Here is a 15,018-nt window from a genome sequence, read left to right on the forward strand (position 1 = left end):
GGAGATTAACCATGGCAACCTATACCGCCAGTGAAGTAAGCATAAACAACGGTTCGCGTGACGTTGTTATTAACAGTGGTGAGTTACCACAAAATATAAGCGTGGGTGATTTTTTGTGTATTGGCCAATTTGCGCCGATGGAAATTAACCGCGTTTATTTTAACGACAATAATACGCCTTTTATTGAGCTTGTAGAACTTTGGAAAAATGAGAACCAAGCGAGCCAACCCGCGATTGTTATACCTACCACCGTTGAATTTAGAGAAACAGCCCAAGCGCTTAAAGCGGCCAATACGTTAGTGAACGACAACACCCAAGCCATGCAAAACTGGCAAACAAAACTCGGTGAAGTTGAGTTTAAGAATATTGACGGCACTAAAACGCTCGTTAAAACACTTAAGCAAATGGAGCTGGATTATCAATCAACCGTTGATGGTACCAGCGCTAACGTACAAGCCATGCTTGATTGGCAAACACAGCTTGGTGAAGTCACGTTCACTAATTTAGATGGTACCACCACCACAGTTAAAACTGTTAAGCAGTTAGAGCTTGAGGCCAATAACGCTTTAGTGGGTGCGGTAGAATCAAATAATGAAGCCATTGCCAATGCGTTAAATACCACGATGGCGGCTAAAGCTGAGCTTGATTCGGCTATTGAAGTGGCCACCTCCACCATGGTCACCTCAAGCACGTTAAATCAAAACATGGTGCAAGCTCAAGCCCAAATTGACACCGCTTTAGAGCAAACTAATACGGCCACGGCGAGTTTAAACAGCACAATTGATAATGCGATTGATAACACCCAAGCTATGCACGATTGGCAAACACAGCTTGGTGAAGTTGATTTTTTAAACGCCGACGGTACCACCACCACCCTTAAAACAATTAAGCAAATGGAATTAGAATCATCCCAAGCGCTTGCCACCTCAATTGATGAAGCGATGGTGGCGATTACTGAACGTGACCGTGAAGCCTATACCAAAACAATTGAAGCAGCCAGTGCGGGCAGAAACTCGGTTTTTTGGGATAACCAAGGCAACCCAAACGTGATGGTGTGGATCAACAAGTTTAATTGTGAAGATATTAACCAAGCCATTTTAGATAAATGGGGTATTGATTGTCAGTTAGGAACTGGTACCCACCCCGCGTTTATTAAGCAAGGCCAAGAAATGCGCGGGTTTTGGTATGGTAAATATCAAGCCAGTGAAAGTTTAGCCGGTGGCTGCAGTGTCATTGAGGGCGCAACCCCGTTAGTTAATATTAACTTTGATGATGCTAAGGCGCTGTGCCAAAGCAAAGGCGAAAACTGGCACATGGCCAGCAATTCAGAGTGGGCAGCGGTTGCGTATTTATCACTGGCTCACGGCCAAACATTACGAGGCAACACAGACAGAGGCCGCGCCCACGATGCTAAAAATGAAAGTGGCCGCCGCGTAGACAACCTTGCACCTGGTGATTCAAGTAGCGCGGGTTTTACAGGTACAGGCACAGGCCCCAACACATGGAGCCACGACGGTACCGCCTTTGGTGTATTCGACTTAGTGGGAAATGTGTGGGAGTGGGTCGACCAGCTTAAAATGCAAGACGGCCAGATTATTTGCCCTGATGAAAACAATGATGAAATCTCAGAATACGCATGGCAGCGCCACGACGTTTATTACGATGTGGATAACCCAACAGACCGAAATATAACCTTAAACAATGAACTGCTTAATATACTTGGTGAAGTTGGCCAAAACCACAACTTAGGCTATTCGTCCATTAACCCGTTCAATGCCGTTTTAAAATCCCAAAGCTATACAGGTAATGAATTAATGCGTCAGCTAGCGTTGGAGTGCCCAACAGATTTACTTGCTTTAACGGGTAAGTTATTTACTCGCAACTTTGGTGAGCGCTTGCCCTTTCGAGGGGGCGCGTTCTTTATGGGTGACGCTGCAGGGTTAGCGGCTATGAACCTGCACTATAACCGTACCTCTGAGTTAAGTTCGGTCGGGTTTCGCCCTGCCCTATTTGAAAATGAAAGTGATTATGAATTACTGCAAAAGCCGCGTTATCTTCCTAGAACTGATGGTGAGACTCAGTATTATAACTTAAGTAGACCTTTAGAAATCCCCGCAAATACTGACTTTAAAGTAAGTTTCTATGTTCAGGGCTTTAATGATGCTTATGAAGGGTTGTTTGAGAACTCGACTGGCACCTCTACTTGGCTTAGGTTTTTGCCTAGTTCTCAGAGTAATAACTTACAAGGCTATGACGAGGAAAGCTATTTTGGATTTATACAACAGCAAATAGTTTTTCTTAGGGATGGTGAGGTAAGAAAAGTAACCCTTATAAGAGAGCAAGGGAAATTATACGCCCAAATAAATGAGGGTGAAAAAATCTATTCTAGGTCCGCGACGGCAGCATGGACTTTTGACCGCTTATGTAAGTTTAGTAATACATACTTTGGTGGTTTGTTTTATGATTTTGAAGTAGAGATAGCTGGCGAAGTTGTACTACAACTGCCACTCACAAATAAAAAACAAGGTGCGGTGCAATTGCCTACAGTCGGAGAGATAACCGCGACAATAGCGAACTATACGCCGTTAGTGTGGGAACGTGAGGGGACAGAGGCTATTCATTATGCCGTGCCAGATGGTGAGACTCAGGCGTGGGTTTTTAGTGAACCTTTGGATATGAGAGCGGGGGATATACTCGAATTTGATTTTATAGGTCAGGAAATAGGTAAACCATACGCTCGATTTTTTAATACTTTGGGCGGTGCAGCCTATTTATCATCAGGGTTTGATGGTCAAACATTTGATACATCAAATTTGGACTATAACTTAACAAGGATAAACGACCAGGCAATAACTAAAAACGTAACAAAAATACCTACAAGTGGGGTAAATAAGCTAAAAATCGGGCTGTATATTAATAGCCAAATTTGTGGCTTAGGTGGGGGAATATCTAGCCAAGGCGCGGTAAGCGCTCCGCTAGGCATTGCAATATATAACGTAAGACATAGGAGAAGTAGTGAGATACTACTAGAAATACCACTCACCAACCGCAGCCAAGGCGCTACACAAAAGCCCACGGTTGGCACTATAACGGCCACCATGGCAAATTTCACACCACTCATTTGGAAAAAACAAGAGGAATTATAATGTTACAACAACAAGTTTATATTTATGTTACCGCCGCGTTTTGGGAGGCGTACGAAAAACATCGCTTTCCTTATGCGCCACTCATTAATGGCCACCGCCTGTTAGTGACCACGCCACCCGAGTTGCCCGTAATAAAAAGCGAGCATGGTGGTGAAACGTTTGAACAGGGTAAAACCAGCGCTGAAATTATTGAAGCGCTAACAGCAGGCTTAACTAACCCCGTTGTTTGCTCAATCAGTGAAGTAAGCGAAGTTAACCAACATTTCACCCCGCCGGATGAGGTGCCCGAATGAACAAAATAGCAATAACATCTGCAATAATATTAGTTTTTTTAATTTTAGTTGTATTCTTTTTAGGTGGTTTCGAAGCCAAACAAGCCGACGAAGTTAAACCGTTTAAAACAGCAACGGGAAACTTTGTTATAGAGCAAGACGTTAACTTACCTACAATGGGGCGGCATCAAACCGTTGGCGGCGTGTGCTTTATAAAGTTGCAGCGTTACCCTGTTTGCATGCAGCATGAAATGCGCCATTGTATTGAGGGCGATTGGCATAAGGGGGTTAAGTCTGATCAAGATTGTTACGAGTAATGCCCGCCTGCCCAAAATGAACTTTCAAAGTTTAAATTTAAAAAGGGTTTAAACATCGTTTAAACCTTTATTTTCAAAGCTACATTAAACACTCTTTAAACAGCTTTGAAATCGCAGCACATTGAACTTAAAACAAAGTAAAAGAGCTTCTATTTAACATAATCATAAATTCTAAAATCTAGCGTCTTTTTTTCTAAATTCCTGCGGCGGCTTACAATTACGTCACTTATAAACACGGTATTTTATCCCTTTTATCGCATAATATTTATATTCAATAAAATGCTCTACTTTGTTAAATATAAAAACTCTGTAATTACATTTTAATCAACCAAACTATTTAGCTCATCAATTAATTGCTTAAGTTGTTTAGTTTCGTCGTTTAGCTTTTGCTGATACTTTTCAACTTTGTCATGCTTACCTTGGCGCTTAGCTTTTTTAAGATCGATTTTATATTCTTCAATTTCTGAATTTGTATCATCTATTTTTTGTTGAAACTCTGTAATTAATCCTTCGTCGCTACAATGTGCATTTATACTCTTTAGTGCTTTTTCAAAGCCAGCGACCTTATGATCATTACCTTGTTGTTATGCAGTTAATAATTCTTGGTTCACCTCACAGGCTTTCTTTTCACAGCCGTTTAATCCAATACAATTATTTTGAGCTAACACGCTTGCTGAACTTACCAAAAACAGGCTTATTGCTATCCCTTTTAAATATTTCATTTATAGTTCCTCATTTTAGTTATTATGCTTATTTAAACTTAATTACTGACTATCTACAAAATACAGATAACAGCCCTTGTAGCTCGTCACTAATTACATGTTGTTTTACAACATTTTGCATAGGTGTATTAGCGACTGCGTTATTTAAAATACCCACCATTTTTGCGCTTTTTCCTGCACATAATGCTTTTACACTTTGTACACCCAGTCTAATGGCCAACATCCGATCTGCCGCCGACGGGTTTCCGCCGCGCTGTAAGTGCCCTAGCTTAGTTACACGTAAATCAATACTCGAATTTACGGCAGTTATTTTTTCACATACATGTTCAACACCAATTTCATCGCCCTCAGACACCACCACGATAAATGCATGTTCGCTATGATAATCGCTAATCTTTAGCAATAAAGCATCGATATCTTTGTCATTTTCAGGGATCAATACTGAGTCGGCACCAGAGGTTAAACCTGCATAAGTACCAATATATCCGGAATCACGTCCCATAACTTCAATAACAAACACCCTATTATGTGATTCTGCAGTATCTCTAATATTATCAATACATTGCATTGATGTGTTTACTGCTGTATCAAATCCTAAGGTGTAATCTGTGCCTGCAATGTCGTTATCTATGGTGCCGGGAATGCCAATATAAGGGATATTGGTTATCTGTGATAACCATAAGCAGCCTCTAAAAGAACCATCGCCACCTATCACAATTAATGCATCAATATTATTATGTTCAATTGTAGCTAAAGCTTGCTGTCTGCCGGTATGAGTTCTAAACCTTTCACTACGTGCGGTTTTTAAAACGGTACCGCCCAAGTGCATACTTTGTTGCAGGTTTTTGCAATCAAGTGTCACTAAATCATTATCAATTAAACCCTCATATCCTTTTCGAACTCCTGACACTTTTATGCCTTGTTGTTGAGCGGTTTTTACGATGGCAAATAAAGCGGTGTTCATTCCCGGAGCATCACCTCCAGAGGTAAGCACGGCAATATGATGAATTGGTTGCATCAGTTCACGTCCTTAAAGCAAGTTATACATTAAAATGATAATAGCTGTTTATTGTTGGGCAGTGTTAACTAAGTGCAGTTAAGTTGATCTAGTTATGCGTTATTAAAAAAAATTTCATAACAATAGAGGGAAGTATTTATATTGGCATGCTAACTTGCTATCAACATGCCATGGTTAGGTATTAATGTAGAGCAGCAGTAAACGGTATATTTTTACAAATTTCTGCTTCTATTGTTAATAACTCTTCTAAACGATCATCAACTTCTTGTTTATCAAAGTATTCGTAAGCGAGCTCTACAAATAAGTTTTTATGTTTTTCTTCAGACTTAGCTATGGCGACATAAAAATCTTTTTCTTTTCCTTCAGGTAATGCTTCGGCTACTAAAGAAAATCGCTCGTGTCCCCTAGCCTCAATTACACCGCCAACAAGTAGCCTGTCCATTAAAAAACCATCGCGACCATGTCTAAAGTGAGCGCGTATTTGTTTAATGTAAGGGTCTTTTTTATCGTCACCTAAATTAGTATCGCGTTCAATGAGTAATTTCAGCACTTGCTTGAAATGAATTAACTCTTCTAGTGCTAAGTCAGTCATGGCTTTAACTAACTTACGCTTATCTGGATAATGTGAAAGCATAGACATGGCCATGCCCGATGCTTTTTTTCAGCAGCGGCGTGGTCTTGTAAAAAAGTTTCAAAGTCAGCTAAAACAACTTCGGTCCATTCAAATGGGGTGTGGTATTTTAATTCAAACATATGGATACAACTTATAAAATAATGCGTGGATTTTAGCGTATTTAAAAATAAAAATCTTTGCTCATGGTTTAAATTTGGCTCTCATAGGGTAAAAATTTATCTATCCGCCCTTTCGCTGTCGACTCAATTTTTAATGGGTGCTTTATATCATTCCACGCGGTGACTTTACCGCCTATATTCATCTTTTTAAATCCTCGTATTTCAGAGCTTATATTTAAAAAATCACAGAGCTGACTAAAACTGTCCGGATTGGCTATATCAATAGATAAAAAGTCATCTTCTCGATTACTGAAATAAGCCTTAGCATTATTAATATGCTTTTTATAACAATCAGTTAAATACTGATCGTTGTTTATATTATTAAGTGATAAGCCTTTAAAGGTATTCATATAACAGCGTTTTAAATGAATATTAAAGCCACCATCTGCACGGGTTAAATTAGTGTGCATTCGCTGTAAAAGCTGACGAATAGAAGGTAACCAAGCAGCAAGATCTCGCTTCAAATATATGAATTTTGCGCCTGGGTAGTATTTATCTAATGCTTGATAATCGTTAAATATGGGAGTGTCTGCAATTGCGAGCGCATTATCAAAGCAGGCAGTAGTGTATGCAGTATGGGCAGTAGGTATACCAAAATGTAAAAATGCATTGCATACACTAGTGGTACCGGTACGCGGCAAGCCAATAATAAATATTTTTTGTGTCATGGGGTATTAATTATCTTTTCTGAAAACCAAAGTGACGTATCATCAAGTGGTGTTAATAATGGTAAGTTATTGTTTTTTAGTCTAATAATAACCTTATTTTTGATATCTGCGTACTCTAATGCACTGAGATGATAGGCATTAAATAAACGGTCGAACTCACCGTTATTACGCATAATTGCAAGCCCTTTTTCAACAGCTTGCGCAATTTCTGGGTTGTCTTTACTAAAAAAGAAGTAAATGGCGGTTGGATATTGCAACATTAAATGTGGCACTACTGCTAATTTTCCACCTGTATCATCTTTAAACGTATTTAGCTCCATTTCAACCTCAAGCAACGAACGAGGAAATACATCACCCCTGCCTTTAATTAGCATTTTGAACAAAGAGCTATATTCAATTGATGTTGCTACAGTTAAACCGCTATCTAATAATATTTGTGTATCAGGCCAATCATGTCCTTGTATAAAATGTATTTGTTTGAAATCACTCAGGCTATTGATGCTCGTAAAATTATTAAGCTTATTTTGTGTGGTTACCAATAAGCGCCAACCATATAAACCTTTAAAAATAGGGACTCTAACAGGCAATAGCTCTTGCTCTCGCTGCTTTGAAGTCATAGTCCATGCAACATTGACTTCGTCGTTATGAATAATTTGTTTTAAAGAACGGCTTTGCGCCATAGAAATACTTGAAGCATTTAATGTGAAACTTTGACCACTGGATTGCAAAGCGGCTCTTAATAATACGAGTGGATATAAAATTTCATTTTCGCCACTGCGCATTGTTTTTGGGTAGACAACTTGTAAGGTATCATTTTTACTATTGTTTTCTACAGCCCATACAGCCGGCATAGCCAAGCTAAAAAAATAACAAGCTGAAAAAACAATAGCGAGTCGCATTGTTTTTATCGACTTAGTAATAATATAAAGGCACTAACAACGATGATAGCGAAAGTCATCACCATACTTAATGCGCGTGCTTTCAAATTGTTAGTGCTGATAGCAGAGCCATGAAGTGCCCGGCTAATAAATAGCAAACCACCGAGCGCATGCATATAATGACTCGCTAAACCCTGATACTCCAATAAGAACAGTAAAATTAGGCTAATGGGTACATACTCAATAAAATTCCCATGAGCTCGAGTTGCGCGCTCAAGTGACGGATGGCTTCCATTACCCAGTGAAATGCCTTCAGCCTTGCGTATTTTTACAACGTTAATACTCAGGTAAATATAATATAATGCCAGTAAAGCCGCATAACTTGATATAATCACAGTGTTTTTCCATTTAATTTTCAAACAATAATAACACATAATTTAAGCTGTAAAATCACTTACTTTAGTATCATATATGCTAGAGTGATTTATATGTTGGATTATAATAAATAAGGATTATATGTATTTACGAACAAAAATAACCAATAGCTATCGCGAAATAATTAACAGTATTGGATTTTATCCCTCTTTATTATCCGTTGCTTTTTTATTTTTTGCCGTACTGACAATGTCAGTCGAGTACTTAGCCCCTATTGAAAAACTTAAATCACTAATTTCATTTATATTAGTTGATAGCGCAGAAAACGCACGCACTATTCTAAGTACCCTCGCCGGCAGTATTATTTCGCTAACCGTATTTAGTTTTTCTATGGTAATGGTGGTATTGAATTCAGCCAGTGCTAGCTTATCCCCCCGAGTTGTTCCTGGGCTCATTACCCGTAAATCACACCAAATGGTATTAGGGTTTTATTTAGGTAGTATTATTTATTCAATAATAATGCTGATAAATATAAACAAACTCGATAATGGCAACACCGCGATTCCCTCTCTTGGCGTATTGTTTGCGCTTGTTTTTGGGTTAATATCTTTAGGGTTATTTGTATTTTTTATTCATTCAATTTCAAAAGCAATACAAGTAGATAACGTATTAAATGGCTTGTTTAGGCAAACAAAAAAAGAAATTCAAGACATTATCAATATGCAAGACGAAAACCCCGTTGATAACTTTCCCGAGTTTTCAAACTGGCATTCAATAAACAGTACAACTGAGGGTTACTACAAAGGGGTTCACACTAATAAATTATGTGCCCTACTAGCAGATGAAAATATTGAGCTGTTTATTACGGTTAAGCAAGGTTATTTTACAGTTAAAGGTTACCCGTTTTTAAAGTGTAATAAGGACATATCTGAGAACGAAGAGTTAATTGAGAAAATTTTAGACTGCTTTATTTTTTATATAGAAGAATACATTAGCGACCATTACCGCTATGGGTTAACGCAAATATCAGAAATTGCCGTAAAAGCTATGAGCCCTGGAATAAACGACCCGGGTACTGCAGTTAAATCTATTGATATGCTCAGTATATTATTAATAGAACGACTAAAGATTAATGCAATAAATTATTCATGCTATCAAACAGATGAGCCACCATTGTTGTACTTTCATGAAACAAGTTTTGATGAACTGCTTCATGATAACTTCACCCCTTTACGCAATTATGCAAAAGCCGATGCCTATGTAATGACTAACGTTATTGAAGCATTCAAAAATATTTTATTTATTGCTAATGAGAATGTAAATGCACGTAATAGCGTATTTAATTATTTAAATGCCATTGTTGATGATATTAATCAGTACATAGTTAACGAATACGATCGTCAAGAAATTAGCAATATGCTGTATGCCATTGTGCGTATTAGTGAATCACAAGGAAAGCAGTTGGTGGCACGATTCGAGCGCCACCCACCTATAAGAGATTAATCAATATAATAAATTGCATAACTTGATGCGCTTATTGTAATTTCACCAGCATGATATGCATCGGGTACATAGTTACTCGGTGCACCATCAGCCATCATTACTTTTTCACTGCGCATGTAAGGTACTGATGGCATATCAAGTGGACTTAAAGACGCACTATATAAGCCTTTCAATTCAACATCAAAATCATCACTTAACTCTTTTGCCGCTGTTTTAGCTTGTTTAATTGCTAACTTTTGTGCTTTTTTGTGCAGCTCATCATAGTTGCTGGCTAAAAACTGCGTCTGTCTAATTTCATTAATTCCGTTATTAACTAAACTTTGTAAAAGCTCAGGGTATTTATTAATCGCAGATAGTTTAATTGTAAGCGTTCTGGATACTTTAAATCCGGTAAACTCTTGCTTACCTGTTTCGCGGTTATATTGATTATCGCGATAGATTGAGATTTGACCAGCATTAATATCTGCATCAGCTACACCTAGTTTTTTTACTAAACTAATTGCACTGGCCATCGTAGTATCAGTTTGTTTTTTTGCAGCAATTAAGTTTTTATCTATTTCAGTAATACCCACTGTTAATAAAACATGATCGGGCATAGTCGTTACCGATGCTTCACCTTTTACATAGATATGTGGCTCTTCTGGGGCATTAGTTGCATAGGCTGACGTGCTTAGCAAAGCAGCCGTTAAAATCGAAAGTGTTTTCATAGGTCTATCCTTTTAAATTGATTGCCTTAGTTAACACCTTATGTGGTTAATTGCAGATGAACAAGCATAAAAAAACAGGCAAAAGCCTGTTTTTTAGTAATGAAGCATTAAATGCTGCAACGCTTGTAGTTACGATACTTCGGTAACCAGTAGTTTCTGTCGATGGCTGCCCACAGAGCATCATCTGAAATTTCAAGAGCAACGCCCTCTTCAATTGCTTTTTTAGCGACTGCAAATGCAATACGTTTACTTAGTGTTTCAATTTCTGTTAGCGCAGGTAATAAGCTACCTTTGCCCGTATTAGCTAATGGTGATGACTCTGCCAACATTTCACTCGACATTATTAGCATCGCATCGGTAATACGCGTTGCTTTAGCAGCAATTACACCTAAGCCAATACCTGGGAAAATGTAGCTGTTATTACATTGAGGAATTGGGTAAGTAACGCCGTTATAAACAACAGGCTCAAATGGGCTACCTGTAGCTACAATCGCTTTACCATCAGTCCATTTAATAACATCTTCTGGGTAAGCTTCTACTTGTTTAGATGGATTACTTAACGGGAAAATAATAGGTGCTTCACAGTTTGCGTGCATAGCGCGAATAACTTGCTCAGTGAATAAGCCCGGTTGACCTGATACACCAATTAAAATATCTGGTTCTGCACAGTGCATTACATCTAATAATGACGCGTATTCGCCGCTGTAAGTCCAATCGGCTAGGCAGCTCGTTGGTTGCGCTAACATTTGTTGGAAGTCGCGTAAGCCTTCCATGCCATCAGTTAATAAACCAAAACGGTCAACCATAAATACTTGGCTGCGAGCTTGTGCTTCACTGATTCCTTCGGCCACCATAGTGCTAACAATTTGTTCAGCAATACCACAGCCTGCAGATCCTGCGCCTACAAACACAACTTTTTGAGTCGATAGTTTAGCACCTTTAACACGGCACGCTGCTAATAATGAACCCACAGTAACCGATGCAGTGCCTTGAATGTCATCATTAAAGCTACAAATCTCATTACGGTAACGCTTTAATAATGGCATAGCATTTGGTTGTGCAAAATCTTCAAATTGCAGTAACACGCTTGGCCAACGACGCTTAACCGCTTTAATGAATAAATCTAAAAACTCATCGTATTCATCTTGCGCAATACGCTTATGGCGTGCACCCATGTACATTGGGTCGTTTAATAGTTTTTCGTTATTCGTGCCTACATCAAGCATAACCGGTAATGTATACGCTGGGCTAATACCACCACAGGCGGTATACAAAGAAAGCTTACCAATTGGAATACCCATACCGCCAATACCTTGGTCACCTAAACCTAAAATACGTTCGCCATCGGTAACCACGATAACTTTTACTTTGCCTTTTGTGGCATTACGTAAAATATCGTCGATTTGGAAACGATCTTCATAGGAAATAAACAGGCCACGTGCACTACGATAAATATCAGAAAATTTCTCACAGGCATCACCCACCGTTGGGGTGTAAATAATAGGCATCATTTCTTCAATATGATCACGCACTAAACGATAGTAAAGCGTTTCGTTATTGTCTTGAATAGCGCGTAAATAAATGTGCTTATTTAAATTGTCATTAAAACTTGAGTACTGTTGGTAACAACGCTCAACTTGCTCTTCTATTGTTTCGTAACGAGGAGGAAGTAAACCTGCAAGATTAAAGTTTTCACGTTCTTTTTGGCTAAAAGCACTTCCTTTATTCAATAATGGGGTTTCAATTAGGCCTGGGCCAGAATAAGGAATATAAAGATAATTTGGATCGGTATTTGTAGTCATATTTCCAAGCTTTACTGAATCTTAAATAATGATCTGCCATTATCATTGTTAAAGGCTAAATTGCAATGACATTTAAGCTTGTCAGACCATTGAAAATGTTCAAATACAAGCGCTACTTTAGTATAAAGCCTCTCATATTTGGTGAATATGTTAGCTGCCGATTGTGGATTTAAAAATTAAACGCACATTAAACAAACGATTTCTTTTTTAATGGTAACAACACTGACGGCTATTTTTAGATTTGCTAATTTTTTACGTTAGTTAACATGCTATTTTCAATCAAATAGTTATTAACTATTAATCTGTTATATTTAAAACAGCAGGCAGCAAACCTGCTGTTTATTATACATGTTTTAAAATTTAAATGAGGCTTTATTATTACTTAAATCAGATAACGCCATCCCTTCTCTGCGCGGATCGGCAGCACCATACAAACGGTTGTTTTTTACCTCTACCGCATGCAAGCCTGAGTTTAGGTCAATAACACGTACATCATGGCCTCGCTTTTTAAGCTCAGGTACAAGCGCTTCAAGTTCAGTACCTTTCTCAAGGCTAGTATAATCATTACGATTAGTAGTGCGCGGTAAATTAATGGCCTGTTGTGCATTTAAATCCCAATCTAAAACACCAATAACAACTTGCGCAACATAATCAATAATACGACTCCCACCAGGGGAACCCACCACTAAACGTAAGCTGCCATCTTGGTTAAAAACCATCACCGGTGACATTGAGCTACGCGGGCGTTTATGCGCTTCTACCCTATTAGCCATTAATTTGCCATTTTTACGTGGCGAAAGTGAAAAATCAGTCAGCTGATTATTTAAAATATAACCATTTACCATCACTGTTGAGCCAAACGCCATTTCAATAGAGCTGGTCATTGAAACAGCATTGCCTTTGCTATCAACAATCGATACATGCGATGTAGACGGCAATTCAAAAGAGTCATCATTTGCATAGCTTAAGTGATCAACTGGATTGCCTGGCAATGCTTTTTGATCTTTTTCAGTAATTAATTTTGCGCGGGTGGCAATATAGTCTTTATTTAATAACTCTTGAGTAGGTACTTGGGTAAAGTCAGGATCGCCTATGTATTTATTACGATCGGCAAACGCAATACGTGACGCTTGGCTAAAGTAATGAATTGCCTCGGCACTATTGGCTTTTATGCTAGCCATGTCTTTGTGTTCAAGCAAACCTAAAATTTGTAGTACTGAGATACCGCCACTACTTGGTGGCGCCATAGAGCACACATTATAAACTCGGTATTTTATACAAACGGGTGCACGCTCTTTACTGCTGTAATTAGCTAGATCTTGCTCAGATAATTTACCAGGCGCAATTTTTGACTGCTGTACTGCTTTTACCATAGCTTTAGCGTTATCGCCTTTGTAAAATGCATCTATTCCCTTAGAAGCAATGTCTTTATATAAATTAGCTAATGGCTGATTTTTTTTAATACTGCCGACTTCAATTACTTTGCCATTAGGGAAAAAATACTCATTAATCACCGGCATAGTCATTACGCCTGGGTTTAATTGTCTAACCAGTAAACCATGTAACCGAGGCGATACTTCAAACCCTTGCTCAGCAAGTTTAATCGCAGGTTTAAATAAGCTAGGCCAAGGTAAGGTACCGTATTGTTTATGGGCGCTGGCAAATGCATGTAAAATACCGGGTACGCCTACAGAGCGTCCACCTACAACCGCTTCAATCCATTTGACTGCATTGCCGTGTTTATTTAAAAACAGGTTTTCATCGGCATTACTCGGCGCGGTTTCACGGCCATCAAAGCTGGTGAGTTTATTATTCGCTTTATTGTAATACATCATAAAGGTACCACCGCCAATACCTGATGATTGCGGCTCGACTAATGTAAGTACTAATTGGGTGGCAATAGCGGCATCAACCGCACTGCCGCCTTGCGCTAAAATGGCTTTACCTGCTTGTGAAGCATACGGATTAGCGGCGGCTACCATGTACTTATCGCCAGCCACTAATTGTTTTTGTACAACGCCTGTAGCCGCTTCAGGTTCACGTGTTTCAATTGTGTTAGCGCTTTGTGCAAACAAAGGAAAAGATAGGGCACTTAGGGTCAGTGCGAATAAACAGTTGAGCTTAAAATTCATAATTACTTAATAAACTTAAATTGCATGGAAGATAATTGGCATCTTAAAGTTAAACAGGCACAATATGCAAAAATAAATATAAGAATGATCCCTAAATGCTTAATTTACCTCTACAGCCGCGCTATGTTTTCCCTCCCTTATGTTTAATTGTATTAAGTTCGCTCTTAGCATGGCTAGGTATGAACAACGAACTTGAATTTAATCGTCAACTGATTGAACAAGGCCAACTGTGGCGTTTATTTACCAGCCAATTTGTACATGCCAACTGGGCGCACTTAGGGTTGAATTGTGCCGGTATCGCGCTTATTTGGTTATTGCATGGTGAGTACACATCCCCAAGCAGATATAGTTTTAATATTGCCACATTAGCAGTTTGGTGTGGCTTAGGTGTTTTTTGGTTTTGTCCCGCAATTACAATTTACACAGGGCTTAGTGCCCTATTGCATGGCGTGATCATTTGGGGAGCCATAAAAGATGTCACTGTTGGACTTAAATCGGGTTATGTGTTGTTTGTTGGTGTGTGGATAAAGCTAATCGCTGAACAAATAAATGGCCCTAGTGCTGATATAGGCGCATTGATCAACTCAACTGTGGCTGTTGATGCACATTTAATTGGCGCGATTGGCGGCGCATTGTTGGGCGTTCCTTTAATTATTCAGTTCATCAGCAAAAATAAAGAATAAAAA

Annotated in this window: 13 protein-coding genes and 2 pseudogenes; 5 read left to right on the forward strand and 10 right to left on the reverse strand. The window is 38.8% G+C overall.

Features of this window, described 5'->3' with window-relative positions:
* The first annotated feature begins 11 nt into the window (after window positions 1-11).
* Genes AC0L7Q_RS07620 through AC0L7Q_RS07630 form a run of 3 tightly spaced genes read left to right on the forward strand, consistent with a single transcriptional unit; the run spans window position 12 to window position 3,735 of the window.
* A complete protein-coding gene (locus AC0L7Q_RS07620) occupies window positions 12-3,146 on the forward strand; it encodes an SUMF1/EgtB/PvdO family nonheme iron enzyme (RefSeq protein ID WP_409425451.1) in 3,135 nt (1,044 codons plus the stop codon).
* Complete coding sequence (locus tag AC0L7Q_RS07625; RefSeq protein ID WP_409425452.1) at window positions 3,146-3,439, forward strand: hypothetical protein; 294 nt, start codon at window positions 3,146-3,148, stop codon at window positions 3,437-3,439. The genes AC0L7Q_RS07620 and AC0L7Q_RS07625 overlap by 1 nt, the downstream gene beginning before the upstream one ends.
* The gene (locus AC0L7Q_RS07630; RefSeq protein ID WP_409425453.1) at window positions 3,436-3,735 is read left to right on the forward strand and encodes a hypothetical protein; all 300 of its coding nucleotides are present in this window, start codon (window positions 3,436-3,438) and stop codon (window positions 3,733-3,735) included. Before AC0L7Q_RS07625 ends, AC0L7Q_RS07630 begins: the two co-directional genes overlap by 4 nt.
* Window positions 3,736-4,055: 320 nt before the next feature.
* Here the strand turns inward: AC0L7Q_RS07630 and AC0L7Q_RS07635 are convergent.
* From AC0L7Q_RS07635 to AC0L7Q_RS07665, 7 genes and pseudogenes are all read right to left on the reverse strand, one after another.
* Window positions 4,056-4,307, reverse strand: a pseudogene (locus AC0L7Q_RS07635) (DUF1090 domain-containing protein); the annotation flags it as partial.
* A gap of 12 nt (window positions 4,308-4,319) precedes the next feature.
* Complete coding sequence (locus AC0L7Q_RS07640; RefSeq protein ID WP_409425454.1) at window positions 4,320-4,457, reverse strand: hypothetical protein; 138 nt, start codon at window positions 4,455-4,457, stop codon at window positions 4,320-4,322.
* 49 nt (window positions 4,458-4,506) lie between these two features.
* A complete protein-coding gene (locus AC0L7Q_RS07645) occupies window positions 4,507-5,475 on the reverse strand; it encodes an ATP-dependent 6-phosphofructokinase (RefSeq protein WP_409425455.1) in 969 nt (322 codons plus the stop codon).
* A gap of 181 nt (window positions 5,476-5,656) precedes the next feature.
* Window positions 5,657-6,228, reverse strand: a pseudogene (locus AC0L7Q_RS07650) (MiaE family protein).
* Window positions 6,229-6,296: 68 nt separating this feature from the next.
* Complete coding sequence (locus AC0L7Q_RS07655) at window positions 6,297-6,935, reverse strand: sulfotransferase family protein (protein ID WP_413402039.1); 639 nt, start codon at window positions 6,933-6,935, stop codon at window positions 6,297-6,299.
* Entirely contained in the window at window positions 6,932-7,786 is an 855-nt protein-coding gene (locus AC0L7Q_RS07660; RefSeq protein ID WP_409425458.1) for a hypothetical protein, read from the reverse strand. The genes AC0L7Q_RS07655 and AC0L7Q_RS07660 overlap by 4 nt, the downstream gene beginning before the upstream one ends.
* A gap of 53 nt (window positions 7,787-7,839) precedes the next feature.
* Complete coding sequence (locus tag AC0L7Q_RS07665) at window positions 7,840-8,208, reverse strand: MAPEG family protein (protein WP_409425459.1); 369 nt, start codon at window positions 8,206-8,208, stop codon at window positions 7,840-7,842.
* Between the two features lie 121 nt (window positions 8,209-8,329).
* On the opposite strand from AC0L7Q_RS07665, the gene AC0L7Q_RS07670 reads away from it, so the two are divergent.
* The gene (locus tag AC0L7Q_RS07670) at window positions 8,330-9,691 is read left to right on the forward strand and encodes a DUF2254 domain-containing protein (RefSeq protein WP_413402041.1); all 1,362 of its coding nucleotides are present in this window, start codon (window positions 8,330-8,332) and stop codon (window positions 9,689-9,691) included.
* Here the strand turns inward: AC0L7Q_RS07670 and AC0L7Q_RS07675 are convergent.
* From AC0L7Q_RS07675 to ggt, 3 genes are all read right to left on the reverse strand, one after another.
* The gene (locus AC0L7Q_RS07675; RefSeq protein ID WP_409425461.1) at window positions 9,688-10,398 is read right to left on the reverse strand and encodes an SIMPL domain-containing protein; all 711 of its coding nucleotides are present in this window, start codon (window positions 10,396-10,398) and stop codon (window positions 9,688-9,690) included. The genes AC0L7Q_RS07670 and AC0L7Q_RS07675 overlap by 4 nt on opposite strands.
* 107 nt (window positions 10,399-10,505) lie before the next feature.
* Window positions 10,506-12,200, reverse strand: a complete 1,695-nt coding sequence (locus AC0L7Q_RS07680; RefSeq protein WP_010389997.1) for an NAD-dependent malic enzyme — start codon at window positions 12,198-12,200, stop codon at window positions 10,506-10,508.
* A 353-nt stretch (window positions 12,201-12,553) separates the two neighbouring features.
* A complete protein-coding gene (gene ggt, locus AC0L7Q_RS07685) occupies window positions 12,554-14,332 on the reverse strand; it encodes a gamma-glutamyltransferase (protein WP_413402044.1) in 1,779 nt (592 codons plus the stop codon).
* 95 nt (window positions 14,333-14,427) lie between these two features.
* Here ggt and rrtA point away from each other — a divergent pair, with 95 nt between their 5' ends.
* Window positions 14,428-15,015 (forward strand): rhombosortase, encoded by a 588-nt coding sequence (gene rrtA, locus AC0L7Q_RS07690; protein ID WP_409425464.1) that lies wholly within the window; start codon window positions 14,428-14,430, stop codon window positions 15,013-15,015.
* Window positions 15,016-15,018 lie beyond the last annotated feature (3 nt).

This window comes from Pseudoalteromonas sp. KJ63-1 (assembly GCF_055808145.1).

What these genes read in the sequence shown, in the direction of transcription:
- AC0L7Q_RS07620 (WP_409425451.1), top strand. Translation starts at nt 12, where the DNA reads ATGGCAACCTATACCGCCAGTGAAGTAAGCATAAACAACGGTTCGCGT.
- AC0L7Q_RS07625 (WP_409425452.1), top strand. Translation starts at nt 3,146, where the DNA reads ATGTTACAACAACAAGTTTATATTTATGTTACCGCCGCGTTTTGGGAG.
- AC0L7Q_RS07630 (WP_409425453.1), top strand. Translation starts at nt 3,436, where the DNA reads ATGAACAAAATAGCAATAACATCTGCAATAATATTAGTTTTTTTAATT.
- AC0L7Q_RS07640 (WP_409425454.1), bottom strand. Translation starts at nt 4,457, where the DNA reads ATGAAATATTTAAAAGGGATAGCAATAAGCCTGTTTTTGGTAAGTTCA.
- AC0L7Q_RS07645 (WP_409425455.1), bottom strand. Translation starts at nt 5,475, where the DNA reads ATGCAACCAATTCATCATATTGCCGTGCTTACCTCTGGAGGTGATGCT.
- AC0L7Q_RS07655 (WP_413402039.1), bottom strand. Translation starts at nt 6,935, where the DNA reads ATGACACAAAAAATATTTATTATTGGCTTGCCGCGTACCGGTACCACT.
- AC0L7Q_RS07660 (WP_409425458.1), bottom strand. Translation starts at nt 7,786, where the DNA reads ATGCCGGCTGTATGGGCTGTAGAAAACAATAGTAAAAATGATACCTTA.
- AC0L7Q_RS07670 (WP_413402041.1), top strand. Translation starts at nt 8,330, where the DNA reads ATGTATTTACGAACAAAAATAACCAATAGCTATCGCGAAATAATTAAC.
- AC0L7Q_RS07675 (WP_409425461.1), bottom strand. Translation starts at nt 10,398, where the DNA reads ATGAAAACACTTTCGATTTTAACGGCTGCTTTGCTAAGCACGTCAGCC.
- AC0L7Q_RS07680 (WP_010389997.1), bottom strand. Translation starts at nt 12,200, where the DNA reads ATGACTACAAATACCGATCCAAATTATCTTTATATTCCTTATTCTGGC.
- ggt (WP_413402044.1), bottom strand. Translation starts at nt 14,332, where the DNA reads ATGAATTTTAAGCTCAACTGTTTATTCGCACTGACCCTAAGTGCCCTA.
- rrtA (WP_409425464.1), top strand. Translation starts at nt 14,428, where the DNA reads ATGCTTAATTTACCTCTACAGCCGCGCTATGTTTTCCCTCCCTTATGT.